Raw genomic sequence first — 25,267 nt, forward strand, 5'->3', positions numbered from 1 at the left:
GAGCTTCCAGCCATTAGATCACTTCAAACAGGAAGTGATTTTTCTTGCCCAGCTTTACCAGGAAGAAGCGTCCATACATGGCATTTTCTTCAGCAAAACACTCTGGCAGGTTCATGTTGTCAACTGCGCCACGGGCGGCTCCATTGAAGAATACCGCATTGCGACCCAGAGCATCTTTTACCTGCTTACCGCTCTTAACCAAACCCACTTCTGTAAACAGCTGGGTCATGGGGTTGCCTTCCAATTCATCACGCTTGATGGTGGCACTGGGCAGCCCATCCAGCTTCAGCTGCTCAAGATCCGTTTCGGACAAGCTCTTAATCTCTCCTGAGAACAAGGCTTCCGTGATACGTTCGGCAGCTTTCAGGCCTTGTTCACCATGTACAAGGCGGGTGACTTCTTTGGCAAGAATCTTCTGTGCCTGTGGACGACCTTCGCGGGCTTCGTCTTCTTGCCTGATCGCTTCAATCTCTTCTTGTGGCAGGAAAGTGAAGAAATTCATAAAGCGGTATACATCAGCATCCGCAGTATTCATCCAGAACTGGTAGAAAGCGTACTGGGAAGTCTTGGAAGGGTCCAGCCAGACCGCACCACCTTCGGTTTTACCAAACTTGGTCCCATCGGACTTGGTGATCAGAGGCACGGTCAGGCCAAAGGTTCTGGCCTGATTCTGACGACGGGACAGATCGATACCACCCACGATATTACCCCACTGGTCACTGCCACCTACCTGGACAGTACAGTCGTAACGGCGGTTAAGTTCAGCGAAATCCATTCCCTGAAGCAGGGCGTAGGAGAACTCGGTAAAAGATATGCCGGAACCTTCCCGATTCAGTCGCTGCTGAACGGATTCCTTGTTGATCATGGCATTGACGGAAAAATGTTTGCCGATGTCACGCAGAAAATCCAGAGCCGTCATCTCACCGGTCCACTCCAGATTATTGACGACCAATGCTGCATTCTCACCGCAGTCAAATTCGATAAACTGGCTGACCTGCCCCTTGATTTTGTCAACCCAACCGGCCACAACGTCAGGTGTATTCAACTGTCGCTCAGCCGCTTTGAAACTGGGGTCCCCGATTAGGCCGGTCGCACCACCCACCAATGCAATGGGCCTGTGCCCAGCCATCTGGAAACGTTTCAGGACCAGCAGAGGAACCAGATGCCCCAGGTGCAGACTGTCTGCAGTCGGATCGAAGCCGCAATAAAGAACTCTTGGCTGTTCGCTCAGATGAGCGTCCAGCTCTTCCACGGCAGTGGTCTGCGCGATAAGCTGGCGGGCCTGCAGATCTTTCAGAAGCGGATTTTGACTCTCAGACATTTACCTATCCTGCTATGAAGTCAAAGAGACCGGGAGAAATCGCAAAAGGCCAGTCTCTTGATTTGAACACTGCCGAAGCAGCCTTGGACTCAATTTAGCGGGTAAAAGTACAATAAAACGACTTCAGAACAAAGCCGGAAAAAAGGGTTTACTTACATTAATTAACCTTTAGAGCGGTTTGGTTACCGAATTTCAGAAAAAGCCACAAACAGAATCGGGCAGATTGGAAGCTTTCAACTATTAATGTATAGAGCCACCAGCCGTTATTGCCATTGTTGATGTTCGAAATTGCGAGCCGACGTCGATTTTCTGTCACCCACCGACAAAACATTTACAATTCGTTTATAGCTATAAGTCAATTCATTATGTAGCTTTTAGAGATATAATTTATATATTCGTCACAAAACTTTAACCAAACAGCAACGAGCTACAAGAAATATCTTCTAATCCGAACCATGAAAGTGGCAGGCACCCGTAAAGGTATTTCAAAAGCAAAAAAGTGCAATGACCAATTTTTCTCCCAGAGGTGCCACGCGCAAGCGAGCCGGTGGCATCAAGCGTTTTCCCAAAAGACACCTGTTGCTGGTAACGGGTGTGGCCGCTGCGGTGATGACCGTAGTTGGCCTGCTACCCTCTCCACAAGTTGAAGCCAAACGCTCCGAAACCGAGCTGCTCATTGATGAGTTTCAACCCGAATCCCCCAAAGAAACACTGAAAGAACTGGCTTTTGAAGAAAAGGCTGCTCCTCTGGAAACACAAGCTCAACGCCTTGCCAGAGATGAGGCCGAGCGCCTGGCTACAGAAGAAGCCACTCTGGGCTCCCGGAAAAGGATTACCATTGAGTCCGGCGATAATCTCTCAACCCTGTTTGACGATATGGGTTTAAGTGCGAGGGTTGTCTATGAAGTCGCCAAAACCCCGCAACTGGGCAAAAACCTGACCGATATCCGCCCAGGGCAAACGTTTGAATATCGTGTAAACAGTGAAGGTATATTGACTCAGCTGCACTATGTTCAGAACAAACTTGAAAGCATCCTCTATGAAAGAGAGGGAGATGGCTACGTTGGTAAAAAAATAACTCTTGAGCCCGAAGTTCGTATTGCCTTCGCAGAAGCTTCCATTAAAAACTCTCTTTTTCTTGCCAGCCAGAATGCCGGTCTGAGTGAGAAAATGACCATGGAGCTGGCGGGCATATTTGGCTGGGACATCGACTTCGCTCTGGATATTCGCAGTGGCGACAGTTTCAACGTGATGTACGAAGAGAAATATCTGGATAATGAAAAGCTGAGTGACGGCAATATTATCGCAGCGACCTTTGTTAACCAGAGTGAGGCCTTTACCGCCATTCGCTACACCGACAGCCACGGTAATAGCAACTATTACTCGCCGGATGGCAAAAGCATGAAAAAGGCTTTCCTGCGAACGCCTGTCAACTTCACCCGAATCAGTTCAAGCTTTAACCCTAACCGTCTTCATCCAATTTTCAAAACCAAACGCCCCCATAACGGGACAGACTACGCTGCTCCTACCGGAACTCCCATCAAAGCGGCAGGAGACGGCAAAATCCAGTTTATAGGTTGGCAAAATGGCTTTGGCAACGTTGTCTTTATCCAGCACCCCCATAATATTGTTACCGTTTACGCCCACCAGAGCCGTGTCAACAAAAGATTCAAGACAGGCAGCCAGGTTAAGCAGGGACAAACTATTGGCTATGTAGGCCAGACTGGCTGGGCAACGGGTCCGCACTTGCATTACGAGTTCCGGGTCAATGGTGTTCACAGAAACCCGGTCACCGTCAAACTGCCTGATGCCTCACCGATACCCAAATCGGAGAGGGCACGTTTTATGGCATTTGCCAACAAAACCATGGCCCAGCTGGAAAAGCACGGAACAACGATGCTGGCCAAGAACGAGAAAGAGTCGAAACAACGACCATAGCTCCCAGGGAAGGAGGCATGAAGGAATACCAGAGATATGCTTGAATACTTTATTGGCCTGATGTCAGGCACCAGCCTTGATGCTATAGACGCAGTTCTGGTTGAATTTGAGGGCGAGACCTCCAAACACTCACCATCAGGAAACTGTCGACAACTAGAAGCTATTTCCCATCCTCTCCCCGAAAATCTCAGAAAACAGCTTCTTTCCCTGACACTACCAGGTCCTGATGAAATTGAACGAATGGCAGTAGCAGAGCCTGCCTTTGCCCGGGAATCGGCTGCTGCAGTCAGGCGACTGTTAGAGCAGGCCAATTTTAATTCGGACCAGATTTCTGCCATCGGCAGTCATGGACAAACCATCCGCCACCGCCCGGAAAAAGGTTTCACCTTGCAGATTGGTGACCCCAGCCTGATTGCTGAGCTATCAAACATAACCGTTGTTGCTGACTTCAGACGTCGGGATGTCGCGGCAGGCGGTCAGGGAGCCCCTCTTGTTCCTGCCTTCCACCATGCTGTTTTCAGCCACCCCACATTGGACAGAGTCATATTGAATATTGGCGGGATGTCCAATATCAGTTTGTTACCCGCAGACTCTGGGAAGCCTGTCACAGGCTTTGATACAGGCCCCGGTAACGTGCTGATCGATTATTGGTGCCAGCAGCATCTCAACCAACGCTTTGATGCCAATGGTCAATGGGCCGCATCAGGGACCGTGGATGACCAACTGCTGAATGCCATGCTGAATGACAGTTACTTTTCTGAAATACCGCCCAAAAGCACTGGCCGGGAACTCTTCAACTCAGGTTGGCTGGACTCTCACCTGAGAGGTTTTTCTGGACTGCAACCTGAAAACGTTGCCGCCACACTCACTTTACTGACAGCAAAAACCATTGCCCTGGATATCTGCCAATACGCCCCATCGGCCAAAGAAGTACTGGTTTGTGGTGGCGGGGCCAATAATACGCTGCTGATGAAACTCATTGAAAATGAGCTGACCCCACTGTCCATTGCAACCACAGGCTCGCTTGGCATAGCACCTGACTGGGTAGAAGCAGTAGCCTTTGCCTGGCTCGCCAGACAGACACTCTCAGGAAAGCCTGGCAACCTTCCTGCTGTGACAGGGGCTTCTGATGAGCGGATTCTTGGGGCTATATTCCCGGCTGGGTAACTGACCCTGAAAATTTGTGAAAACGCTTGATCAGCAAAAAGTCCAAAGAAATATCGGGGTATTTGTTAACTTTTCGGAATTTTCAACAGTCGTTTTTTGGCTTCATCAGCACCGTACTTGGCGATAAGTGCCGGAGCAAGAGCTTTATTAATTTTATCGACACGACTTCTCACCTTGTCCCCTTCCTGAATAGAGCTGAAACCTTTAGCCGTTAAAGACTCAATAGACTCTCTCAATTTAGCAAAACCCTTGTTATCTGATTGCTGCTTCATCAGTAATTGCTCCTGTTTCATGTGCGCAGCCCTCTCGCGTGGATTTGACTTTGGGGGTCTCTGACGCTTGAAGAATTTAACCAGGGGGTTCATTTCTTGCTCAAGCCGAATAACATCATTGAACAATGAGTGAAGGCTGAAAGCATCATCAAGATTCTGAGAGTCATTCTCCAACTCAAGCATTATTTCAAGCATCTCCAGCTCAAAGTCCTTATCATCTATCGATTCGTACACATGTTCGCCGGTAGATGGGTCGATAGAATCAGAACGATCCGTCACTGATTGGCTCGAAGACAGGGGTAATGTACTAACGTTCAAACTTTTGGGGACAACATATACAGCAGTGTTCTCTGGGTTACCGCGCAAACTATCTTCTGGTTTTTGTTTCAGATGACTGGGTACATCATATTGTGGCTCTTTTTTCAGATTCCCGGGTACATCATACTGTGACTCTTTTTTCAGATTCCTGGGTACATCATATAGTGGTTCTTTTTTTAGATTATTGGGTACATCATAAATATTGACCCGCTCAGGTTTTACATGTTCAGCAATTGGTCGTTTGACAATGTTACGTGGCTTTGCTTGAGGGGTCATGCCTCGATCCGGGGAGCGGTTGAGGTCATCCCTGTTTTTTCTTCTCGTTCGAGGGGCAGGAATTGGCTTTTCTTTATTGCCCGGTTGTTCTTGCTGCCTGTTTTGAACAAGCTCATCGACCTGAACCATTGGCTGAAGAGGTTGCTTGGGCACTGATTTACCTCTTCTGGAAGCCACTGTCGGCGGCTGCTTCTTAATGCGTTGATTTGACTCAACTTCATTTCCACTCCTCTCCTGTTGGCCGGACTTTCGCGACCCTGGCTCTGGAGTGAAAGCAGAAACAGATCGACCTTCCTGAGGGAGCACCTGAATAAAAATCCTACATTCAGTCTTCATTGCCGCTCTTGACTTAAGCTCTATTGGAGGGTTCGATAGTCGTTGCTTGCCTTTCGACTGTTCAGACTTCAGAGAAGGAAGACCATGGGGGTCTGCTTTTCTGATTTTTCTCAGCATGCCTCCCAGCAGTGCTTTGACAGCACTCTTCCAGCCCCCCTCAACGGGCAGTGGAGTATATAAGGATCCATTACTTCCCTGAGAACCTGAGACATTTGCCATCACACACCATCCATGCATGCATTGATATTCCTATCAGTATAATAGTCCTTCAAGTTCAACGCATTGCGACGACTTTCGAGTCATAGACTCCTGAAAGAGTATATTTCCTGTAGCATTGCTCTGGTCAAAAAAATGGCGGGAGAGAGAAGGAATATCCGGGCGGAGGGGCCCGCCCGATAGGAAGAGCATTCAAATGGAAAAAGAAGAGCCACATCCACAAGTGGCGGTTGCATTGGGATTTTTCACCAGAAATCTGGAACCTTCCAATCCTTCTTCGTAATCTACCTCGGCACCCACAAGATACTGATAACTCAGTGAATCCACGACCATTTCAGCTCCCTTCTTTTTAACCAGGGTATCATCGTCTGCCAGCTGATCGTCAAATTTGAAGCCGTATTGAAAACCTGAACATCCACCACCAGTCACGTAAACACGAAGCCTCAGGCACTTGTTATCTTCATCTTCCATGAGCCGATTGACTTTATTTGCGGCATCATCCGTCAGTAAGATCGGGTCCGGCATTACCGTTTCAACTGCTGCGCTCATTTATCCTCCCGTGCTACCTGATCGCCACAGGCAGCCACGCTGTCTCTATCTACTTTCAGAGCCCTGCTCTATAGCACCTCTGATATGTATAGCTGTAATAATAGGCTGAGCCCATTATCCAAGTAACCCAGTAAAGCAGTCAACTACTCAAGGACTCAACCGCTGTCGGTCAACTCATTTTTTATATCGGCGTCTAGCTCTTCCTGCCAGTCCAGAACGCTGGTAAGGCTCCGCACTGCACCGCTTTTGACCTTGATGCTGACTGTCACTTTCTCGGGCTTAAACCCATCGGGAAGAGTCAAATCGATATAGTCACGATTTTCAGGGAAAGCCTGAAAATAACGGAACTCAAGTGCCTGGGATTTTTCCAGCCCGGCCAGCTCCATCAGGGACAAAGACGCTTTCTTGTTATCTTTCACCCCCCTGACAGAGACATTCAGAGTCCCTTTGAGAAACGGGTTGTCTCTGGCCACCTGGGAGACCACCATTCTGAAGCGATACTGGTTCTTCTCTTCACCCTTTAGCAGATCAAATGCGTAGAGCTTTATACCTTCAGCAGTATCTTCCGGAGCAAGAATCCTCTTGTAAAATGCCAGATCCTTACTCAGCAGAGCTTTCTCATCTTCCAGATCCCGAATAACAGTGCGAACACTGTTTGCAGCTTCGCGATCCACCTTACTGGTTCTTTCCAGGATGACCAGTTTCTGCCTGAGCGACTCCTCGACACCCGCCAGGCTTTGCAATTGATTCCTGAGTTCTGAGTTTTCCTGCCTGAGTATGGCTGCCTCGGTATCGGAAAACCGTCCCCCAAGATAATAGGAAAGAGCCGAAGCCAGAACAAAGGCCAGTAGGACAAAAAGCCTGATTTTAAGCTCCCTGCCGGGGTCATGACGCACCACCTTCATACTACCCGGCGGCTTGACGCCCTGAAAAACAGAAAGAGGATCTGGCATCTCACTTATCCTGATAAAAAAGCGGCATAATGAATTTTTCGGGTAAACTTATGCTTTCAGAAATAATCCCAAGAAGCTCCTGACAACCCAATGCATTCAAATTCGCAAGACTATACACAAGCCTACTCACCATCACAAACCGCCACTCCGGCGGCTCAGAATAGTAACACTTCGACTCTTATAGCACGATCAAGGTATGATAGCCCACCGTGACTACTCACTGCCTGAGACAATGATGCTTGATCGATGGACTTCCCTCTGGATCAGATCGCCTCTGAACCTTCTCGCCCGTCCACTAAAAAAAATGGGTGTTCGGGCTGATCAGATCACTCTGACCGGTTTCCTGATCGGATTAACGGCCGTACCCTTGCTGGCATTTGAGTTCTACTTGCCGGCTCTTGCGGTCATTCTTTGTAATCGTCTGATGGATGGGCTGGATGGCGCCCTGGCAAGGATAACACACACCTCGGATGCCGGTGGCTATCTGGATATTACCCTGGATTTCATCTTTTATTCAGCCGTTGTGCTTGGTTTTGCCTTTGCTGATCCTGAAAAAAACGCCCTGATGGCCAGTCTACTGATTTGCACTTTTATGGGAACGGGCTCCAGCTTTCTGGCCTACGCGATTATGGCTCAAAAGAAAGGTCTCTCAGATCCTAACTTCAGCAACAAGTCCTTCTATTACCTGAATGGACTGGCGGAAGGCACAGAAACCATCGCTATTTTTGTGCTCTTCTGTTTGCTCCCTCAGTATTTCCCGATTCTAGCTGCAATTTTTGCTGCAATCTGTATCCTGACGACCACGACAAGAGTCTGGGGGGGTTACCAGACCATCAGGCAGGCAGACGAGCTCGACGTCCACAGTGAAAGACAACCATGGAATTATTGAAGATACTGTTTCTCCTCTTTATTGCGCTGGCCGTGGTGGTCATGGCAACAGAACGGTTTGGCAAACCCATGAGCCGGGAGAAACAGTCAAGACTGTCGAAAATAGCCATCATCCTGATTCTGGTCATGCTGGTGGCCAGAATCATCAAAGAGATCGTCTAAACGCAGAAAGGCAGCGCTAAGCGCTGCCTTTATTATTCACTGCCCAGAGGGAGCGTGAAGAGTAATCAGTCGATTACTTCGATGTTTTCAGCCTGAGGACCTTTAGCGCCCTGGGTCACTTCAAACTTAACACGCTGGCCTTCAACCAGAGTTTTGAAGCCTGTACCAACGATCGCTCTGAAGTGAGCAAACACGTCCGGGCCAGAGTCCTGGCTGATGAAGCCGTAACCTTTGGATTCGTTGAACCACTTAACTGTTCCTGTGGAAGCAGACATAATCAATTCCTGAAATTGAACAAAAATAGGGTGGTCACACAACATGACCGCTTAGCTGAAAGCGTCGCTACTACTTATGATTTATCAGGAAGATCTACAACTATGGAACTTCGAAACGCAAGACATAAATATAAGGCATAACTTAAAGCTAAGCTAATTGTATCTCAATTAACTCCAGAAGCAATGAGTACAACACGATTAAAGATATCGTGAAAATCAGCAGATACAACCCCTGCAACATTGATATAGAGACAATCTGCATGATTATTTCTCATAACCACTACCTTTCTTCATTATTTCCCGTCAGAACCTGCGACTGGAAGACAGCCATCGTCAATTATCCGGCCTCCGTTAACACTCTGTCATACAACTTGCATCGAACATTCTGGTAGAGAATACTGAGGTTTTCAGGGTACCACATAGAAGTAGAGATCATGGAAATAAAAATACGACACCAGGAAGACCGGGACTTTCCTCATATTGCAGAAATGTTTGAATATGAAGACCTGGCAGAAAACACCTCCCAGATCCCCTATAACCACTGCGACCACTGGAAAGAACTGTTCCAGTCCCGAAGCAATGAATCTATTCAACTGGTTGCAGAAGTCAACGGCAAGGTTGCAGGTCATCTCGGTATTCGTATGTTCAGTAAGCCACGTAAAAAACACGTTGTGACTTTCGGCATCAGTGTACATCCTGATTTTCAGGGACAAGGAGTAGGATCAAGGCTGGTTGATGAAATGATTCAGCTCTGTGATAACTGGCTGAATGTTGTTCGTATTGAACTGGGCGTGTTCACAGAGAACAAACAAGCTATTGCCCTGTATAAAAAGTACGGCTTTGAAATTGAAGGGACCTCCCGCTTTGACTGCTTCCGCAGAGGCCAGTACAGCAGCACCTACCAAATGGCCAGAATCAGACCGGACCTACTGGAAAAGCTGCCGTAGTATCATGCTTTCAAAACAGGAATAATCCGTGAATCCAAAACGCTGCCCCCTTTGCCAAAAGGAAAATCATTGCGCCATCAGTGCAGGAAAACCTGCCAAACAGTGCTGGTGTATGAAAGACTTGAAGAAACCCTCAGTCAATACACCAGCTGTTTTAATGCTGATCCCTGAAGCTGACACCTCCTGCTACTGCGAACCCTGTCTTGAAAAAGTCAAGGCATCAGAGCAGGCGCATCAAGGCCCGCTGTTTCCTTCAGCCCGCACATGATATTCATATTCTGGATCGCCTGACCTGCTGCTCCTTTCACCAGATTATCTATAACCGACAGAATCACTACGGTATCACCACCCCGTGGACGATGAACGGAAATACGGCACTGATTGCAGGATTTGACTGAACGGGTCTCCGGATGACTGCCAGCAGGCAAAACATCAACAAAAGGTTCATGACTGAACCTGTTTTCATACATCCCCTGAAGATCAATGGAATGATCATTTACCGAAACATACGACGTTGCATGAATCCCCCTTATCATTGGAACAAGGTGAGGCACAAAAACCAGCTCGCCTTTGAAGCATTGAACTCCCTCCAGAGGCATTCTCCCTAAGCCCTGCCTGATTTCCGGCAGATGTCTGTGACCTGGCACACCGTATGCCTTGAATGACTCAGAAACTTCGCACAACAAACTGGCCACTTTGGCTTCGCGACCAGCGCCACTGACTCCGGACTTGGCATCTATAATGACATTGCCTTCTACCAGGCCGTTTTCCATCAGCGGCAACAGACCCAGTTGCGCAGCAGTCGGATAACAACCCGGATTGGCCACCAGCTGTGCAGATTTAATGGACTCCCGGTTCATTTCTGGCAAACCATAAACCGCCTCTGCCAGCAAATCAGGACAGGCATGATCAATACCGTACCATTGCTTCCAGTCACTGGCACTGGCCAGACGAAAATCAGCGGCCAAATCCACTACCTTCACACCTTTGTCCATCAGCTTAGGCACGGAGTTCATGGCAATTCCGTTGGGTGTTGCAAAGAAAACCAGATCGCAAGCAGCCAGGACATCATCATCAGGCTGTGAATAGGCCAATTCCATCTTGCCTCGCAGCCCTGGATACAGCCCACTGACAGAGTTACCTGCCTCTTTTCTTGAAGTAATCACCGTAACTTCGACGTCGGGATGAACCGCGAGAAGACGCAGCAATTCTGCCCCGGTATAACCGGTACCACCAACAATGCCTGCCTTGATCATGGATACGATGCCCCAAATAGAATACTTATTTAAAAAATAAGAATAATTATTTATACAAAGTCTTTCAAGACTCGCTTCGGAAATATTCTCTCTCAAACGTGGTGCCATTCACCCGGAACTTCAAAAAATATCTGAGAATCCTCTCAGACATCTTATGCCCCTTCAGAACGGCAAATCACTTTAGCAGCCGGGTTTCAGCAAAACAACGCTCAGCACACGGCAAGCAATGTCTACAATGACCATGAGCCCGCTCAGCTGTGCAACTTGATATCGAAACCTGGACTCTTTTCCGCTACTCTCTGTTCGTAACTCTCCGTTCGTCATTAGTACTCAACACTCAAGGATCCTGTGAATGCTCTGGGTTAAAGCCTTTCATATTATTGCGATGGTCTGCTGGTTTGCGGCCCTTTTCTACCTGCCAAGACTCTTTGTTTATCATGCCATGAGCGAAGATCAGGTCAGCAATGAACGATTCAAGATCATGGAGCGTAAGCTGTATCGAGGCATTGCCCTGCCATCCATGGTCGCCACTCTGGTGCTGGGTATCTGGTTACTCCGTTACAACCCGTCCTATTATATGAGCAGTGGCTGGATGCACGCCAAACTGGCACTGGTGGTTCTGCTCATTGGCTATCACCACATGTGTGGCGCGTTCCTAAAAAAATTTGCCAATAATGCCAACACTAAATCAGACAAGTTCTACCGTATTTTTAATGAAGTGCCGGTTCTGTTCCTGATAGGAATTGTCATTCTGGTTGTTGTCCGCCCTTTCTGAAGGTAAACGACTTGCGTTTCCTGAATACCTGCCGATAAGACGCCCTGAGTGGAGACACCCTGAACAGGTGTTTCCCAGAGCTCAGGGGATCGTGTGATGAAGCGCAAAGATTATAAAATTATTTTTGAAGGACAGATTCTGCCTGACTTTTCCGAAGCTGAAGTCAGAAATAATCTGGCTCGACTCTTCAATGCCGATGCCCAGCGCATTGACCGTCTATTTTCAGGCAAACCCTATGCGGTTCGAAAACCTGTCACCAAGAAGGAAGCCCGCAAATACGAAGAAGCCATTAAAAAGGCCGGCGGACAATGTCAGATTATGTCCCTGGATGGCTCGAAAAAATTGCCTCCCACTGAAGAGAACCACTCATCTATCTTTACTGAAACGCCGTTATCAGGAAGCCCCAGACAAAATAGCAATGAGCCATTGCGGCTGTTAAGACGCATCGGACGAAGCCGTTATCTGGCAATGAGCTGGCTGGTGGTGGCTATAGAAGCGATTGCCATTCTGCTGCCTGATTATTTACCGATGCTGATCGGCGCAGCCCTGACCATTCAACAGACTGTGTCAATGGCCCTGGGCATTCACATTCTGGCCATCATGCTCACACTTTATCTGGTCATCACCCGACTTCATGATATGGATCGGAGCGGCTGGCTGTCGCTATTTCTTGTCATTCCCGTCGTCAACATCCTTTTCCTCTTCTGGCTCAGTATTGGCGCAGGCACAAAAGAAAAAAACAACTACGGAGAGCCTCCTCTACCCCCCACCAACCTGACACGTGCACTGGGCATTTATGTTCCCATGTCTTTGATACTTATTGGTGTCGCGGGCGCTTATCTCTATCAGGAACAACTGGTAGCGTGGATTCAGATGTTGCCCGAAGTCACCTCGGAATGGACAGGCCTTGAGTATCGCGGATAAAAGGCTAAATTACCTTTGTATCCCGAGCAGGTTTTTACGATAGGGTTTGCCTCTCTGCGGACAACCGCCCGTCGAGACTGTAAAAATTCAATAGAAGCATTGAAAAACAGCATCTGAATACGCATCTTTACGCAGTCCACTGACTTGCTTCAGTGGTTATAATCCTAACTTTTATAATGTCGTCCGTATTCTGACCGGATGTTCGTCTGGTGAATTGCAAGTTATCTCTATTCACTCCCGGTTTTCGAACATCAAACCAACGGGCCACCATGACGCAAACACTTCAGTATTGCACTCAGCGTGCTTCAGTGCGCAGAGTGCAATACTGTTGGTAAATACCCCTTCAGGAGGTGACCGGAGTCAATCGGTCGACCTCTCATTGCCCGTATCCTGTTAGGTACTTTTTCAATGAGCAAAGATAGCATTCTAGTCATCAACTGCGGCAGCTCATCCCTCAAATTCGCAGTGATCAACCCGACAACGGAAGAAGAGAAAATCAACGGCATCGCTGAACGCCTGGACAGCAGCGAAGCGGTTCTGCGCTGGAAAATCAACGGAGTAAAAGGCTCTCAGGCGCTGGGATTGGCTGCACACGAAGCAGCTCTGGAAGCCCTTATTGGCCTTCTGCGTGAAGAAGGTCTGATTGAAGGCATCTCCGCCATTGGTCACCGTGTTGTTCACGGTGGTGAGAAGTTCTCTCAGTCCTGCCTGGTGACCGATGAAGTTCTGCAAGCCATTGAAGACGGCATAAAGCTGGCCCCTCTGCATAGCCCGGCCAATCTGGCGGGTATTCGTGCTGCTCAGAAAATTTTCCCGGGCATGCCCAATGTTGTTGTTTTTGATACTGCATTCCACCAAACCATGCCAGCAGAGGCTTACCTCTACCCGATCCCATACAATCTTTACAAAGAACACGGTGTTCGTCGCTACGGTTTCCACGGGACCAGCTACCGCTATGTCGGTCAGGCTGCTGCCGATATGCTGGGTCTGGACATCAACGACAGCAATCTGGTAGTGGCTCATCTGGGTAACGGCGCTTCTGCCTGCGCGATCAAGAATGGTAAGTCAATTGATACCACCATGGGCCTGACACCTCTGGAAGGTTTGGTTATGGGCACTCGTTCAGGTGATGTTGATCCTAACCTGTTCAACTTCCTCAATAAAACTCTGGGCTATACCCTTGAGGAAGCCACCGACCTCCTGAATAAGAAGAGCGGCCTGTTGGGTCTGTCTGAAATGGACAGCGACTGTCGTGTTATTGAAGACGCTGCAGCTGAAGGTAATGAGCGTGCCCAACTGACTCTGGATGTTTTCTGCCACGTTCTGGCTGAGAAAGTAGCTGGTTTTGCTGCGGCCATGGGTAAGATTGATGCCCTGGTATTCACCGGCGGTATCGGAGAGAACTCCAGTGTCATTCGCAAGAACGTCATTGAACGTCTGAGCATTTTCGGCTTCGAGGTAGATGAAAAGCTCAATGATGAAACTTTCCGGGGCAAGAGCGGTGTAATTACTCAGGAGGGATCTACGGTTGCAATGGTAGTTACCACCAACGAAGAGCTGATGATTTCCCGTGACACTCAGGCCCTGATCGCCTGATTCAGCCTGGGGTCTGTTTTAAGGCCCCATGTTTGACTTGTTTGCAAACATTTCCGGAGCTGCATTATGCGTACGTTTTTTCTGGCCCCCACCCGCTATGGAGTCGGCCTGACTTCAGTCTCTCTGGGTCTGGTGCGGGCACTGGACACCCTTGGCCTGAGGGTAAAATTCTTCAAACCTATTGCCCAGCTGCACACGACGGACAAAGGACCTGAGCGTTCTACACGACTGGCTCAGCGTATTATGGACCATGAGCCACCAACACCGATTACCACCCAAAAGGTTGAAAACTTGCTGGGAGACAATAAGGGTGATGAGATTATGGAAGAGATTGTCGCTCTGTTCGACGATGCTTCCGAAGGCGCTGAAGTCGTCGTGGTTGAAGGCCTGGTTCCTACCCGTGACATGCCTTATGCCAACCGCCTTAACAGCGATATGGCCAGAACACTGAACGCCGACATAATTTTGGTTTCAGAACCCGGCAAGGATTCTCTGGAAGATGTTGCAGACAAACTGGAAATTGCCGCCGACAGCTTCGGTGGCATCAAAAACCCCAATGTCATCGGTTATATCCTGAACAAGCTGGACAAAGAGCTGGTTGAACAACTGACTGAAGATCATCAATTCAGACCCTTGCCCGAGTTCTCTCGCAAGAATTTCCTGCCTCTGGGCTACATCAGCTATAACCCTCAACTGAGCTCACATCGTACTCTGGATATTGCCCGCCACCTGGGTTGTGAAGTCATTAACGAAGGTGACATTGCCCAGCGTCGTGTCAATTCCTACACGCTAAGTGCCAGAACTCCCAGCAACATGATTCATCACCTGAAGCCCGGTAATTTGATCATTACTGCCGGCGACCGTGATGACATCGTTCTGGCGACCTCAATGGCAGCCTCCAACGGTGTTCCCTTGCCCGGACTGTTACTCACCAGTGGTATCAGAATGTCCAGCGCTGTCCGGGAACTCTGCACCAAAGCCTTTTCTACAGGCTTGCCGGTCCTGATGACTGAGGATGATTCCTATACGACTGCTACCCGTCTGGATCGCATGAGTGATGAGTTACCTTTGGACGACATGGAACGTATTGAAAAGGTGATGAACACCATTGCCGAGAATCTTAATAACAGTTGGTTCAAGCAGCACTGCGGAAGCCTGACAGAGCGTCGCCTGTCACCTCCAGCATTCCGCTACAGTCTGGTGCAACAGGCAAAAGCCGCACGTAAACGCATCGTTCTGCCAGAGGGCGATGAACCAAGAACCATCCAGGCTGCCATCATCTGTCAGGAGCGTGGCATTGCCGAGTGTATCCTGCTGGGTAACCGTGAAGTCATTGAACAGGTTGCTCGTGATAACGGTTTTGATCTGCCGGAAGGGCTGATTATTATGGACCCCAGGAGTATCAGCCAACGTTACATTGAGCCCATGGTCGAACTGCGCAAGCATAAAGGTCTGAATGCCCCTATGGCAGAAGCTCAGCTGGAAGATACGGTGGTTCTGGGCACCATGATGCTGGCTATGGACGAGGTGGATGGACTGGTTTCCGGCGCCGTCCACACTACTGCCAATACCATCCGCCCGGCTTTTCAGCTGATTAAACCGAAAAAAGACGCCGGAGGACTTGTATCTTCCGTCTTCTTCATGCTGCTGCCCGACCAGGTTCTGGTATACGGCGACTGTGCCGTTAATCCAAACCCTGACGCAGAAGCTCTGGCTAACATTGCCATTCAGAGTGCCGACTCTGCCAAGGCCTTTGGTATTGAGCCACGCATCGCGATGATCAGCTACTCCACAGGCTCTTCAGGTATCGGCGCAGACGTTGAACGTGTTCGCAATGCCACCCAGCTGGTACGCGAGAAGCGCCCGGATCTGGTCGTTGATGGCCCGTTACAATATGACGCAGCGTCTGTAGAATCTGTTGCCAAGAGCAAGGCGCCCGATTCAGACGTTGCTGGTCGTGCAACTGTCTTCGTGTTTCCTGATCTCAATACAGGTAATACCACGTACAAGGCTGTGCAGCGCAGCGCCAACGTCATCAGCGTGGGCCCAATGCTACAGGGCCTGAACAAGCCGGTGAATGACCTGTCCCGCGGCGCTCTGGTGGACGATATTGTCTACACAATTGCTCTCACCGCCATTCAGGCTGCCGCCAAAAAAGCCTGATTCTGCCATTGATCGGGAGAGTCAAAATGTCTCTCCCATCTTATGTTCAGATCCAACATTTCATCTCATCGTCGTATTTTCATTCAGCCTTCGTCATTATTACTCTGGTCAAAACCTTTTGACTCCCGGCAACGCGAAGTAACACATAACTGTCACACTTCTTGCATACCATTTAGATGAATATTCATTCAAGTAAGGAGACAAAATGTCGACATTGGATCATTACGCCCTGGAGAAAATAACGAAAGTAGAGAAATTAACAATGAAACTTCATCTTAATACAGAGTCAACCGTCACTTGCAGCAGCTGCGGACATTCCGAAACTGAAACCATGCCACTGGACGCCTGCGTCTACCTCTATGAATGCAGAAGCTGTAAAAACCTGATGACTCCACAAAGAGGTGACTGCTGTATCTTCTGTTCTCGCGGCACTCACCCCTGCCCGACCAGCCAGAAAGAAAGCAGAAGCTATCGAGTGATCCGCAAGCAAGAGCAAGCAGCTCTGGAATCCTCACACTATGAGAAAAACCAATCAATGGCAGGATGACCTGTCTGCCGACCCAAGAACGAGCCAGTGAAACCGACAACTCATTTCAGAACAGCGTCGGTACACTGGCTTTTAAATATTCATTGGTGTTTGGGATCCGGTATCAGATTTATCTCTACCCGTCTGTTCAGCGCACGCCCCTGCATGGTGCTGTTATCACCAATAGGATTTGAGGCACCCGCACCAGAGTATGTAATGCGGGATCCGGCAACCCCCTGGTACATCAGATAGTCTGCCACACTTCTGGCCCGATCCTCAGAGAGAGGTCGATTAATTTTGTCTCCACCGGTGCTGTCGGTATAGCCAACGACTTCGACCAGGTTCTTATCGAACTCCTTGACGACCTTGGCAACAGAACCCAGAACAGGGTAGAAACTGGACTTGATCGCTGACTTATTGGTATCAAACGTGATGTTAGAGGGCATGATTAACTTGAGGTTATCTCCATCCCGGCGCACCTGAACACCGGTTCCTTCCAGCTCTTTTCTGAGCGCTGCTTCCTGCCTGTCCGTGTAATAACCGTAACCGGCTCCGGCCGCACCACCAATTGCAGCGCCCTCCAGAGCCCCTTCGCCACCACCGATCAAACCACCAATAACAGCACCGGTAACAGCACCAATGCCACCGTACGCGGTGGTTTTGTTGACTTCCTTCTCACCGGTGTAAGGGTTAGTCGTATGACAACCCGCCACGATTGCAGCGACGGCAACGACCAAAGACATTCTTTTTAGCTGCATCATCATGTTCACTTCTCCTAGCCGCGAATAATGCTGTTTTCCCGGATTTCTTCGCCAATACAGGTATCCGGACCATGACCTGTAACCACAGTGGTCACCTCATCCAAAGTGTACAGACGATCACGAATGGACTTCTCTATTGCCTTGAAGTCTCCACCCCAGAGATCAGTTCTACCGATTGAACGACGGAACAGTGTGTCTCCGGCGATCAATAGATTCTCTTTATCAAAGTGAAAACACATGGAACCCGGAGTATGTCCGGGCGTATGCATCGCCACTCCCCCACAACAAGGCAGCTCTTGATCATCATTCAGCCAGTAATCAGGATCTGGAACAGGATTATAAGGCACACCAAACATACGACACTGTGTTTCGAGATTATCCCAGAGGAATTTATCTTCTTTGTGAAGATGAATAGGGGCACCGGTCTTTTTCTTGATTTCGCCACTGGCCAGGAAATGATCCAAATGAGCATGAGTATGAATCAACGCTACTGATTTTAGTCCGTGAGTCTCCAACTTGGCAAGGATGAGATCAGGATCACCACCAGGGTCGATCACGATGGCTTTTTTGGTGATGGGGTCACCAATGATGGTGCAGTTACACTGCAAAGGCCCCACAGGAAATGTCTCTTTTATCAGTGATGGATTCCGCTCGGTCATGCTAATCGCCCCAAAACTCATGACCGAACATTCTAAAACAGAGTGTGGGTACTGTGCATTATCTGTTTAATCCTTTGACAGAGACACAATAATGCCCCTGTCGCACTCATTCACTCTCAGGGAAGCTTCAATAATACTTTCATTCGTCCACGACCTTGATTCACAGAAACACTCAGCCGCAGGCTGGCGTGAGCACCTCGCACATTCAGTCTGGTCAATGAACTGCCAATTATCAGCCGCCTCATGGCGACATCATCTGGAAACCCGCCAACAATCGGGTAGGGAAAGCAGGGTTCTCTGTCATAAGAATCCTGATCTTCCTCAAAGTCTTCCAGTAAATCGGGCAAATCAAAACGGAGAGCCATGATTAAACCTCCAGAGGCAGCCATCATTGGAAAGTGCCAGGCCAGGAGCTTGAACGAAGATTCCCCCGCACTTTAATACTGACCATCCTGACCGGATAGCACGTGAAATTGTAGACAAACTCCAGAGATGGCATGAATCTTTTTAGAGCCGACTGGAACAAAATAACCAATTACCAAATTTTACAGCCCTGCCCAGTCCTCAAACACTGATTGTGATTTGGGCTTCGCCCTCTAACGGATGGATTCCACAACCTTACCAATCGCTTTGCACAAGGTATCCAGGTCTTTATCTGAAATGATATAAGGTGGCATCACATAAACCAGCTTACCGAAAGGCCTGACCCATACTCCTTGTTCAGGAAAACGGGGTTGAATTTCAGACATGATTACCGGCTCTTTCAACTCAACCACACCGATGGCCCCCAAAACCCGGACGTTATCCACCGTCTCCAGATCATTACAGGGAGAAAGTCCGTCCCATAATTTTTTCTCTATATTGGCCACCTGACTGACCCACTCACCTGTGGATAAAATATCCATGCTAGCCACACCGGCTGCACAAGCCAGAGGATTAGCCATGAAAGTGGGACCGTGCATGATCGGGCCAGAGGCACAGATAGTCTTACTGACTTCTTCAGTGCACATCACAGCGGATAGCGTCATATAGCCACCGGTCAGGGCCTTACCTACACACATGATGTCCGGGATCACACCAGCGTGTTCGCAGGCAAACATTTTCCCGGTTCGACCAAAACCCGTGGCAATCTCATCATGAATCAGCAAGACTTCATGCTCGTCGCAAAGCGCTCTGACTTTTTTCAGAAAATCGGGGGAGTAGAAGTGCATACCGCCAGCCCCCTGAACGATAGGCTCTATGATAACCGCAGCCACCTGAAGACTCAGGGACTCCAGTTCAGAGCGAAACGTCTCAATGTGGTGGTCTTCCAATATCTCATAAAAGCCACAGCCGGGCCGGGGTACAAAATGATGTTCAGGAAGAATACCGGTAAACAAATGATGCATACCATTGTCAGGATCACACACAGCCATACCGCCGGTCGTATCGCCAAAGTAACCGCCTTTGAATGTCAGCAGCTTGTTCTTGTGAATCTCGCCTTTGCACTGCCAATACTGCATAGCCATCTTGATGGCTACTTCTATGGCGACAGATCCTGAATCTGCAAAAAACACAGTTTTGATCGGTTCGGGCGTAAGGGCAACCAGTCTGCGAGACAGTTCAATGGCGGGTTTGTGGGTCAGTCCACCGAACATGACATGGGACATTGAATCGACCTGATCCTTAATGGCTTGATTCATAACCGGATGGTTATAGCCATGGACCATACTCCACCAGGACGACATTCCATCAATCACTTCCCGGCCATCACTCAAGAGAAGCCTGACCCCTGAGGCACTTTCAACAGCAAACAGTTCATACTGGCTGGGCGTTGTCCCGTAAGGGTGCCAGATATGCCGGGCATCAAACTCAAGATCAGACTGTGTGATGGTACGATCCACAATGGGCTCCAACGTCTTCAAATATTCAGAAAACTACGAATAATATGCCAATTCAACACAACAATTCACCGATAACGGCCCAACACAAACCATTTCACAGAATTTGACTGAACACTGAATCGCCTCGAGAAATGAGTTACAATTCCCAACTAACTCATTATTTTTCTTCATCCACTTTTCTCAAACCAAAGTAGAACCAGAACCCAATGACCGCACTGTTCGTCAATCAACTTACCACTCTTGATTTCAGTTACCTTTCTCCGGAGCGCGGGGTTGTAGGGGAAACCTGGCTGGTCGATGTCGTGCTCCGGGGCGATCTGGATGAACAAGGTATGGTCTTTGACTTTGGTCACGTCAAAAAGCAGATCAAGGCCTCTCTGGACATTCTTGCCGACCACCGTCTACTGATACCGGCTTCTAACGAGGCAATAGCCGTCAAAACAGAAAATAAGGAACACCTTTCTGTCAAAATGCAGACCAGTACCGGTGACGTCATCGAATGCAAGGCTCCCGCCCCTGCCATTTTACTGGTCGATACTCAGGAAATAACACCCGAAGCCTTGATCCCCTATCTGGAAAAAACCCTGCTGGATGAACTGCCGGACAACGTCAGTGATGTTGAACTGCACATTTATCCGGAACAGTTTTCCGGTGCTTTCTACCACTACAGCCACGGTCTGAAAAAGCATCTCGGTGATTGCCAGCGAATTGCACACGGACATCGCTCTCCTATCCATATCTATCTGGACGGCAAGCGCGACCCGACTCTGGAAGCAGACTGGGCCGAAACCTGGAAAGATATCTACATTGCCACCCGTGAAGATCTGCTGGAGAAAGTGACCATAGGCAAGCGGGATCACCTTCGCTTTGGCTACACCTCCGACCAGGGTTACTTCGAGCTGACACTGACAGAAGATCACTGCTACCTGATTGATACTGACAGCACCGTGGAGCTTCTGGCAGAGCATATCGCCTCCACACTAAAAACCCGTCACCCGGACCACTCAGTCCGGGTGGTAGCCTTTGAAGGATTTAACAAAGGGGCTGTAGCAGAGAAGTGAACCCCTCTGCCCTGTCAGTCTTTGACGGGGCTGATTCAGGCTTTGAGCCTTAATTTCCTTAGTTCCGGCTAGAATTAAGTCTGTCGACATACAGAAACGGATTTCTTATGGCCATCGAAGACATCAATAACCGCCCCACTCCCCCTTCTGCCCCCCGACAAGATCCAGAGTTGGGCCTTTCAGCTCAGCAACAGGTCGAAGAAGAAGTAAAACTCACTTTTAAAGACCTGAAAAGCCACATGGAAGAGATGCTGCAATTCAATTACACCATCATCCATGAACTACTGGGGCAGATTGCGGCTATCAGCCCCTATCGGGCTGACATGACTCAGGGTAAGCAACCAGAAGTAGCGTTGATAGAAGCTTCTGACGCCGTCAGAGCAACCCCCGTTGCACCCGTGGGAGAAGCCAGCGCTGCTGCCTATCTGGCTGGCCTTCAACACATTGAAGGCATGATGGGAAACCACGATATCAAGCTTCAGGCAATGCTGGACAAGCTGGCTCTGTCGCGCTCTGGCAGAAAAACCGACCTGGAGAATCAGGGGTTGGAGTTTGAGCGCCTGAAATCCATTATCATTCAGGCAGAAGGCAGAATGAATCAAATATTGAGCCAGATGCCAGAAACCCTGCCTGAACACCCGGGCCTTGTGTTGAAGGACATGCTGCCAGAGGTCATCGAAAAACTGCAACAATACGATGGCAGCTTTCGGGAAGCGCTCACTAAAGTGCGTGAAGAAATTCTCAGGGTCAGCTCACATCAGTAACAACCGATGACAACCTCACCGGGCTCTGGACAGATAACCCCCGAGCGTAGGTAATCATAACCCTACGGAGCCTGTTTAGCCCCATGGTACAATCATACTCATTTTCCTGCTGATAGGTCTGAGACATGACGACGTTTTATCTGAAGGCAAAAGAGATCTTCACTGAAGAAGGCATTCTTCAGGACAGTTTTCTGAAAATTGCAGACGGTCTTATCGCGGCTATCGACTGTGTGCCTGAAAAAAACGCGGACATTTTGGATCTGGGAGACAGTCGTATTGTTCCGGGGTTCATTGATCTCCATATTCATGGCTGTGGCGGATTTGACGTCATGGACGCCAGCTACGAAGCCATTAACTCCATCTCAAAAACCATTGCGGCCAAGGGCGTCGTCGGCTTCCTTGCCACCACGGTAACCGATACCTGGGAAAGAAACCTTGCAGCCCTTGGCAACGTTGAGCATTGCATCAGGCAGGGTGTTGATGGTGCAGAAGTACTGGGTTCCTACAGCGAAGCCATATTCTTTTCCGAACGTTTCAAAGGCGCCCATGAAAGCAGCTACTTCCTGACCCCCACCAAAGAGAGACTAAACGAGATGCTGGAAGCATCAGGTGGCACCCTCCGCTCACTGGCGCTGGCCCCTGAAGTTGAGGGCGGCATTGAAGCTGTTGAATACCTGACCAGCAAGAATGTCCGCGTCATGATTGGACACACAGGCGCTACTTACGATGTCTGCAAGAAAGCCTTCGCAGCCGGTGCCGTTGGTGGCGTTCATATTTTTAACCAGATGCTCGGCTTGCATCATCGTCAACCCGGAACTGCCGGTGCCGTTTTGCACCACCGGGATATCTATGCAGAATTGATTGCTGACGGTGTCCATGTTGACCCCGTTGTCATGGATCTGGTCTATCGCCTCAAAGGGGTTGATAAAACCGCTTTGATCACAGACTGCATGTGCGCAGGTGGTCTCAGCGACGGTGAATACCAGCTGGGACAATTGACAGTTCATGTCAAGGATGGCGTTGCCAGAACCGAATCGGGTGCTTTGGCAGGAAGCACCCTGACACTCAACCGCGCCGTTGCCAATATGATCGAAAAGGTGGATGTAGAACCCCTGAGCGCAGTGCACATGGCGTCTCTGACACCAGCGACCCTGCTTGGCCTGCATGAAGAACTGGGGAGCATCAAAGTCGGTAAGCGTGCATCCGTAGCGGTTTTAAACAGAAGCCACGAAGTCCTGATGACGTTTGTCGATGGCAAACAGGTTTTCAGCCTGTATTGACGTCCTGTTCAGTAAGCCGCCGTATAAGGCAACCTCACGATTGACGCTCTTCTCTGGGTGTCAGGTCAAAATGGTTTTTATACGCCGTACTAAAGTGTGAAGCATTGCAGAAACCACAGGCGATGCCCACCTCCAGAACCGACCTGTCACTCTCCCTGAGCAGCTTTCTGGCATGCTCAAGCCTGAGCTTCAGATAGTATCTGGAAGGCACCGTACCCAGATATTTGCGAAACAAACGTTCTAGCTGTCTGCGAGAAATACCCACCAGAGAAGCCAGTTCGTCGGTGCCCAGAGGCTCTTCTATGTTAGAAGCCATCAACTGTGTTGCTTCCTCAATCTGTGGCTGTTGCCTTCTGACGGGAGTTGTTGCAAAAGAAGAAGTCACCGGCTCACCGAGACGATCCCTGACCAACAATTCCGAGACACTGGCCGCAAGATCAACTCCCCGCTCTCGAGCAACCAGAGAGAGCATCATATCCATAGCGGCTGTGCCTGCACCACAGGTCATCCTGTTTCGGTCCAATTCAAAAGCTGTCTGGCTCAACTCCACTTGGGGATAGAGTGCCTGAAGAGCGTCGGCAGCCCCTTCCAGTCGAGCCCGATAACCACTGAGAAGGCCCGCACTCGCCAGCAGGTTGGCACCTTTACCAATCCCTCCCAAAACAGAAATTCCGGACAATGAGGCATAAGGAATATCGACGCCTGTTTCTGAAGCGACCAGAATCACCACATCCATAAACTCCGGCGCCGACTGAGAGGGCTCAAGTGAAAGACCCACGTTACTCCTGACAGATGATTCCGCAATGACAGTAGTTTCATAAACCCTCTGCCCGGTCACCAGATTGACGGCTCTCAGCACTTCCAGAGCTGAAGATAAACCCAGCAATGAGAAGCCAGGATATAAAAGAAAACCTACCTTGCAAGGCTTGCTCACCCACCCCCCCTCTCTGCGCTGCCATCTCCGGAACCGAAAAAACAATGATTATTCATAGTGAAAAAATACTCGAAAAGCACGCTTGATCATACGTTTAAAGACAAAATCAAGACTCTTAAAACGCATGATAACAACTAAAGGCTCCTTCTTTTAATACCCAATGAACGTTGTTGCCCTGCTCAGGGCTGTGCCAGTCAACGTCCCAAAACGTAAATACTGAACAAGGGTGAATGAAGCTCATCTTTCCAGGGCATTCCATCTTCCGGTTTCCCCAAAGGCTGATGAAACCCCAGCACGCTTAAACCCGATTGAGAAAATACTAAACGGTAGTCCTCATCAGTCCAGAAGAAATCTTCAAAGACCACCTCAGAGTCTGCCACAGAGCATTTAACGCGACAGCCACTGGTAAGCGTCCTGTTTTCGGGGAAATTATTATTGACCATCAACCAATTTCCATGGAACTTTCGTTCTGAACTCACAGTAACCACCACTACACCATCTGGTTTTAACACCCTTTTCACTTCGCGGATAACCGCCTTCATCTCAGATAAAGAAGCTATTTCAACCAGGACATAAGACAGCATCACCAGATCATAAGACGCATCAGGACGGGGGATAGCAGCAGAATTAATGCGGGTAAATGCGGTGTTCTTATGGTCGTGCAAAGCCACGCAGAGCATATTGGCTGAAATGTCCATACCCTCTACATTCAACCCGGCACGTTTTAATAGCGGAATCATCGATCCTGCACCGCAGCCGTAGTCCAGTGTCCGAGCTCCCGGTTTGACGTATTTAGCCAACAGTCCGGGCAGGTCTCTCTGAATCATAAATCCCAGGTGATTTTTTTCCTTGGCATACCCCCAAGCTTTTTCTTCTGTGTATTCCATAAGCTGATATCACTGTGAAGCGAACTTAAGGATGAAAAATAGCAGAACGCTTCAGAAAAAATTTTCTCAGTAAAACGGTTCTCAGAGAAAACTCCGGGTCGCCTGGTGTAAACTCTTTGCTCCGGCTTTGATCTATAGTTGGGAGTCAAACAGCTAAATCAGCCATGATCGAAAGCAGCG

The 25,267-nt window shown here is 49.1% G+C and carries 26 protein-coding genes; 14 read left to right on the forward strand and 12 right to left on the reverse strand.

The annotated features are described in order from the left end of the window. Window positions 1-13: 13 nt before the first annotated feature. Window positions 14-1,321 carry a tyrosine--tRNA ligase gene (gene tyrS, locus KBW69_RS05395; RefSeq protein WP_257280216.1) on the reverse strand — a complete coding sequence of 436 codons (1,308 nt, stop codon included), beginning with the start codon at window positions 1,319-1,321 and terminating at the stop codon, window positions 14-16. A gap of 504 nt (window positions 1,322-1,825) precedes the next feature. Between tyrS and KBW69_RS05400 the strand changes: the two genes are divergently transcribed. Next, a complete protein-coding gene (locus KBW69_RS05400; protein WP_257280217.1) occupies window positions 1,826-3,259 on the forward strand; it encodes an OapA family protein in 1,434 nt (477 codons plus the stop codon). 36 nt (window positions 3,260-3,295) lie between these two features. Further along, window positions 3,296-4,426 carry an anhydro-N-acetylmuramic acid kinase gene (locus KBW69_RS05405; protein WP_257280218.1) on the forward strand — a complete coding sequence of 377 codons (1,131 nt, stop codon included), beginning with the start codon at window positions 3,296-3,298 and terminating at the stop codon, window positions 4,424-4,426. Between the two features lie 65 nt (window positions 4,427-4,491). On the opposite strand, the gene KBW69_RS05410 is transcribed toward KBW69_RS05405, so the two are convergent. From KBW69_RS05410 to KBW69_RS05420, 3 genes are all read right to left on the reverse strand, one after another. Further along, window positions 4,492-5,847 carry a hypothetical protein gene (locus tag KBW69_RS05410; RefSeq protein WP_257280219.1) on the reverse strand — a complete coding sequence of 452 codons (1,356 nt, stop codon included), beginning with the start codon at window positions 5,845-5,847 and terminating at the stop codon, window positions 4,492-4,494. Window positions 5,848-6,036: 189 nt separating this feature from the next. After that, a complete protein-coding gene (erpA, locus tag KBW69_RS05415) occupies window positions 6,037-6,393 on the reverse strand; it encodes an iron-sulfur cluster insertion protein ErpA (protein ID WP_257253483.1) in 357 nt (118 codons plus the stop codon). Between the two features lie 155 nt (window positions 6,394-6,548). Next, complete coding sequence (locus tag KBW69_RS05420; protein ID WP_257280220.1) at window positions 6,549-7,346, reverse strand: DUF6776 family protein; 798 nt, start codon at window positions 7,344-7,346, stop codon at window positions 6,549-6,551. A gap of 196 nt (window positions 7,347-7,542) precedes the next feature. Between KBW69_RS05420 and KBW69_RS05425 the strand changes: the two genes are divergently transcribed. Together KBW69_RS05425 and KBW69_RS05430 are read left to right on the forward strand one after the other, a co-directional pair. Then, window positions 7,543-8,235, forward strand: a complete 693-nt coding sequence (locus KBW69_RS05425) for a CDP-alcohol phosphatidyltransferase family protein (protein ID WP_306670857.1) — start codon at window positions 7,543-7,545, stop codon at window positions 8,233-8,235. Further along, window positions 8,223-8,396: a hypothetical protein gene (locus KBW69_RS05430; RefSeq protein ID WP_257253479.1), complete on the forward strand. Its 174-nt coding sequence runs from the start codon at window positions 8,223-8,225 to the stop codon at window positions 8,394-8,396. The genes KBW69_RS05425 and KBW69_RS05430 overlap by 13 nt, the downstream gene beginning before the upstream one ends. A 65-nt stretch (window positions 8,397-8,461) precedes the next feature. Here KBW69_RS05430 and KBW69_RS05435 read toward each other — a convergent pair whose 3' ends face one another. Further along, the gene (locus KBW69_RS05435) at window positions 8,462-8,671 is read right to left on the reverse strand and encodes a cold-shock protein (RefSeq protein ID WP_034832746.1); all 210 of its coding nucleotides are present in this window, start codon (window positions 8,669-8,671) and stop codon (window positions 8,462-8,464) included. Between the two features lie 434 nt (window positions 8,672-9,105). On the opposite strand from KBW69_RS05435, the gene KBW69_RS05440 reads away from it, so the two are divergent. Together KBW69_RS05440 and KBW69_RS23655 are read left to right on the forward strand one after the other, a co-directional pair. Then, window positions 9,106-9,618: a GNAT family N-acetyltransferase gene (locus tag KBW69_RS05440; protein ID WP_257253477.1), complete on the forward strand. Its 513-nt coding sequence runs from the start codon at window positions 9,106-9,108 to the stop codon at window positions 9,616-9,618. Between the two features lie 28 nt (window positions 9,619-9,646). Then, window positions 9,647-9,886: a cysteine-rich CWC family protein gene (locus KBW69_RS23655; protein ID WP_368736489.1), complete on the forward strand. Its 240-nt coding sequence runs from the start codon at window positions 9,647-9,649 to the stop codon at window positions 9,884-9,886. Here KBW69_RS23655 and argC read toward each other — a convergent pair. Next, on the reverse strand, window positions 9,831-10,874 hold the full coding sequence (gene argC, locus KBW69_RS05445; protein WP_257280291.1) for an N-acetyl-gamma-glutamyl-phosphate reductase: 1,044 nt from the start codon (window positions 10,872-10,874) through the stop codon (window positions 9,831-9,833). The genes KBW69_RS23655 and argC overlap by 56 nt on opposite strands. A gap of 352 nt (window positions 10,875-11,226) precedes the next feature. On the opposite strand from argC, the gene hemJ reads away from it, so the two are divergent. The 5 genes from hemJ (at window position 11,227) to KBW69_RS05470 (ending at window position 16,879) form a co-directional block, all read left to right on the forward strand. Continuing rightward, window positions 11,227-11,649 (forward strand): protoporphyrinogen oxidase HemJ, encoded by a 423-nt coding sequence (gene hemJ, locus KBW69_RS05450; protein ID WP_257253476.1) that lies wholly within the window; start codon window positions 11,227-11,229, stop codon window positions 11,647-11,649. Between the two features lie 96 nt (window positions 11,650-11,745). Beyond that, a complete protein-coding gene (locus KBW69_RS05455) occupies window positions 11,746-12,573 on the forward strand; it encodes a DUF805 domain-containing protein (RefSeq protein WP_257253475.1) in 828 nt (275 codons plus the stop codon). A 408-nt stretch (window positions 12,574-12,981) separates the two neighbouring features. Next, on the forward strand, window positions 12,982-14,169 hold the full coding sequence (locus tag KBW69_RS05460) for an acetate kinase (protein WP_257253474.1): 1,188 nt from the start codon (window positions 12,982-12,984) through the stop codon (window positions 14,167-14,169). Window positions 14,170-14,235: 66 nt separating this feature from the next. Beyond that, window positions 14,236-16,332 carry a phosphate acetyltransferase gene (pta, locus tag KBW69_RS05465; RefSeq protein ID WP_257280221.1) on the forward strand — a complete coding sequence of 699 codons (2,097 nt, stop codon included), beginning with the start codon at window positions 14,236-14,238 and terminating at the stop codon, window positions 16,330-16,332. Between the two features lie 205 nt (window positions 16,333-16,537). Further along, a complete protein-coding gene (locus KBW69_RS05470; protein WP_257280222.1) occupies window positions 16,538-16,879 on the forward strand; it encodes a GDCCVxC domain-containing (seleno)protein in 342 nt (113 codons plus the stop codon). An 80-nt stretch (window positions 16,880-16,959) separates the two neighbouring features. Here the strand turns inward: KBW69_RS05470 and KBW69_RS05475 are convergent, their stop codons facing one another. From KBW69_RS05475 to bioA, 4 genes are all read right to left on the reverse strand, one after another. Continuing rightward, complete coding sequence (locus tag KBW69_RS05475) at window positions 16,960-17,622, reverse strand: OmpA family protein (RefSeq protein WP_306674496.1); 663 nt, start codon at window positions 17,620-17,622, stop codon at window positions 16,960-16,962. Between the two features lie 11 nt (window positions 17,623-17,633). After that, window positions 17,634-18,278, reverse strand: a complete 645-nt coding sequence (locus KBW69_RS05480; protein ID WP_257280223.1) for an MBL fold metallo-hydrolase — start codon at window positions 18,276-18,278, stop codon at window positions 17,634-17,636. 116 nt (window positions 18,279-18,394) lie between these two features. Next, window positions 18,395-18,643: a hypothetical protein gene (locus KBW69_RS05485; RefSeq protein WP_257280224.1), complete on the reverse strand. Its 249-nt coding sequence runs from the start codon at window positions 18,641-18,643 to the stop codon at window positions 18,395-18,397. 231 nt (window positions 18,644-18,874) lie between these two features. Next, window positions 18,875-20,161, reverse strand: a complete 1,287-nt coding sequence (gene bioA / locus KBW69_RS05490; RefSeq protein ID WP_257280225.1) for an adenosylmethionine--8-amino-7-oxononanoate transaminase — start codon at window positions 20,159-20,161, stop codon at window positions 18,875-18,877. A gap of 206 nt (window positions 20,162-20,367) precedes the next feature. On the opposite strand from bioA, the gene KBW69_RS05495 reads away from it, so the two are divergent. The 3 genes from KBW69_RS05495 (at window position 20,368) to nagA (ending at window position 23,266) form a co-directional block, all read left to right on the forward strand. Continuing rightward, window positions 20,368-21,222: a 6-carboxytetrahydropterin synthase gene (locus KBW69_RS05495; RefSeq protein WP_257280226.1), complete on the forward strand. Its 855-nt coding sequence runs from the start codon at window positions 20,368-20,370 to the stop codon at window positions 21,220-21,222. 107 nt (window positions 21,223-21,329) lie between these two features. Then, window positions 21,330-21,986, forward strand: a complete 657-nt coding sequence (locus KBW69_RS05500) for a hypothetical protein (RefSeq protein WP_257280227.1) — start codon at window positions 21,330-21,332, stop codon at window positions 21,984-21,986. Between the two features lie 125 nt (window positions 21,987-22,111). Further along, window positions 22,112-23,266, forward strand: a complete 1,155-nt coding sequence (gene nagA / locus KBW69_RS05505; protein WP_257280228.1) for an N-acetylglucosamine-6-phosphate deacetylase — start codon at window positions 22,112-22,114, stop codon at window positions 23,264-23,266. Window positions 23,267-23,300: 34 nt separating this feature from the next. On the opposite strand, the gene KBW69_RS05510 is transcribed toward nagA, so the two are convergent. Both KBW69_RS05510 and KBW69_RS05515 read right to left on the reverse strand, forming a co-directional pair. After that, complete coding sequence (locus tag KBW69_RS05510) at window positions 23,301-24,200, reverse strand: helix-turn-helix domain-containing protein (protein ID WP_257280229.1); 900 nt, start codon at window positions 24,198-24,200, stop codon at window positions 23,301-23,303. Window positions 24,201-24,394: 194 nt separating this feature from the next. Next, window positions 24,395-25,000: a class I SAM-dependent methyltransferase gene (locus KBW69_RS05515; RefSeq protein WP_257280230.1), complete on the reverse strand. Its 606-nt coding sequence runs from the start codon at window positions 24,998-25,000 to the stop codon at window positions 24,395-24,397. Window positions 25,001-25,267: the final 267 nt, after the last annotated feature.

The sequence above is a fragment of the Endozoicomonas sp. ISHI1 genome (genome assembly GCF_024606225.1).
Classification (GTDB): Bacteria; Pseudomonadota; Gammaproteobacteria; order Pseudomonadales; family Endozoicomonadaceae; genus Endozoicomonas_A.

Excerpts from the sequence above, each read along its gene's own strand:
- tyrS (WP_257280216.1), bottom strand. The coding sequence starts at position 1,321 with ATGTCTGAGAGTCAAAATCCGCTTCTGAAAGATCTGCAGGCCCGCCAG.
- KBW69_RS05400 (WP_257280217.1), top strand. The coding sequence starts at position 1,826 with ATGACCAATTTTTCTCCCAGAGGTGCCACGCGCAAGCGAGCCGGTGGC.
- KBW69_RS05405 (WP_257280218.1), top strand. The coding sequence starts at position 3,296 with ATGCTTGAATACTTTATTGGCCTGATGTCAGGCACCAGCCTTGATGCT.
- KBW69_RS05410 (WP_257280219.1), bottom strand. The coding sequence starts at position 5,847 with ATGGCAAATGTCTCAGGTTCTCAGGGAAGTAATGGATCCTTATATACT.
- erpA (WP_257253483.1), bottom strand. The coding sequence starts at position 6,393 with ATGAGCGCAGCAGTTGAAACGGTAATGCCGGACCCGATCTTACTGACG.
- KBW69_RS05420 (WP_257280220.1), bottom strand. The coding sequence starts at position 7,346 with ATGCCAGATCCTCTTTCTGTTTTTCAGGGCGTCAAGCCGCCGGGTAGT.
- KBW69_RS05425 (WP_306670857.1), top strand. The coding sequence starts at position 7,543 with ATGATAGCCCACCGTGACTACTCACTGCCTGAGACAATGATGCTTGAT.
- KBW69_RS05430 (WP_257253479.1), top strand. The coding sequence starts at position 8,223 with ATGGAATTATTGAAGATACTGTTTCTCCTCTTTATTGCGCTGGCCGTG.
- KBW69_RS05435 (WP_034832746.1), bottom strand. The coding sequence starts at position 8,671 with ATGTCTGCTTCCACAGGAACAGTTAAGTGGTTCAACGAATCCAAAGGT.
- KBW69_RS05440 (WP_257253477.1), top strand. The coding sequence starts at position 9,106 with ATGGAAATAAAAATACGACACCAGGAAGACCGGGACTTTCCTCATATT.
- argC (WP_257280291.1), bottom strand. The coding sequence starts at position 10,874 with ATGATCAAGGCAGGCATTGTTGGTGGTACCGGTTATACCGGGGCAGAA.
- hemJ (WP_257253476.1), top strand. The coding sequence starts at position 11,227 with ATGCTCTGGGTTAAAGCCTTTCATATTATTGCGATGGTCTGCTGGTTT.
- KBW69_RS05455 (WP_257253475.1), top strand. The coding sequence starts at position 11,746 with ATGAAGCGCAAAGATTATAAAATTATTTTTGAAGGACAGATTCTGCCT.
- KBW69_RS05460 (WP_257253474.1), top strand. The coding sequence starts at position 12,982 with ATGAGCAAAGATAGCATTCTAGTCATCAACTGCGGCAGCTCATCCCTC.
- pta (WP_257280221.1), top strand. The coding sequence starts at position 14,236 with ATGCGTACGTTTTTTCTGGCCCCCACCCGCTATGGAGTCGGCCTGACT.
- KBW69_RS05470 (WP_257280222.1), top strand. The coding sequence starts at position 16,538 with ATGTCGACATTGGATCATTACGCCCTGGAGAAAATAACGAAAGTAGAG.
- KBW69_RS05475 (WP_306674496.1), bottom strand. The coding sequence starts at position 17,622 with ATGATGATGCAGCTAAAAAGAATGTCTTTGGTCGTTGCCGTCGCTGCA.
- KBW69_RS05480 (WP_257280223.1), bottom strand. The coding sequence starts at position 18,278 with ATGACCGAGCGGAATCCATCACTGATAAAAGAGACATTTCCTGTGGGG.
- KBW69_RS05485 (WP_257280224.1), bottom strand. The coding sequence starts at position 18,643 with ATGGCTCTCCGTTTTGATTTGCCCGATTTACTGGAAGACTTTGAGGAA.
- KBW69_RS05495 (WP_257280226.1), top strand. The coding sequence starts at position 20,368 with ATGACCGCACTGTTCGTCAATCAACTTACCACTCTTGATTTCAGTTAC.
- KBW69_RS05500 (WP_257280227.1), top strand. The coding sequence starts at position 21,330 with ATGGCCATCGAAGACATCAATAACCGCCCCACTCCCCCTTCTGCCCCC.
- nagA (WP_257280228.1), top strand. The coding sequence starts at position 22,112 with ATGACGACGTTTTATCTGAAGGCAAAAGAGATCTTCACTGAAGAAGGC.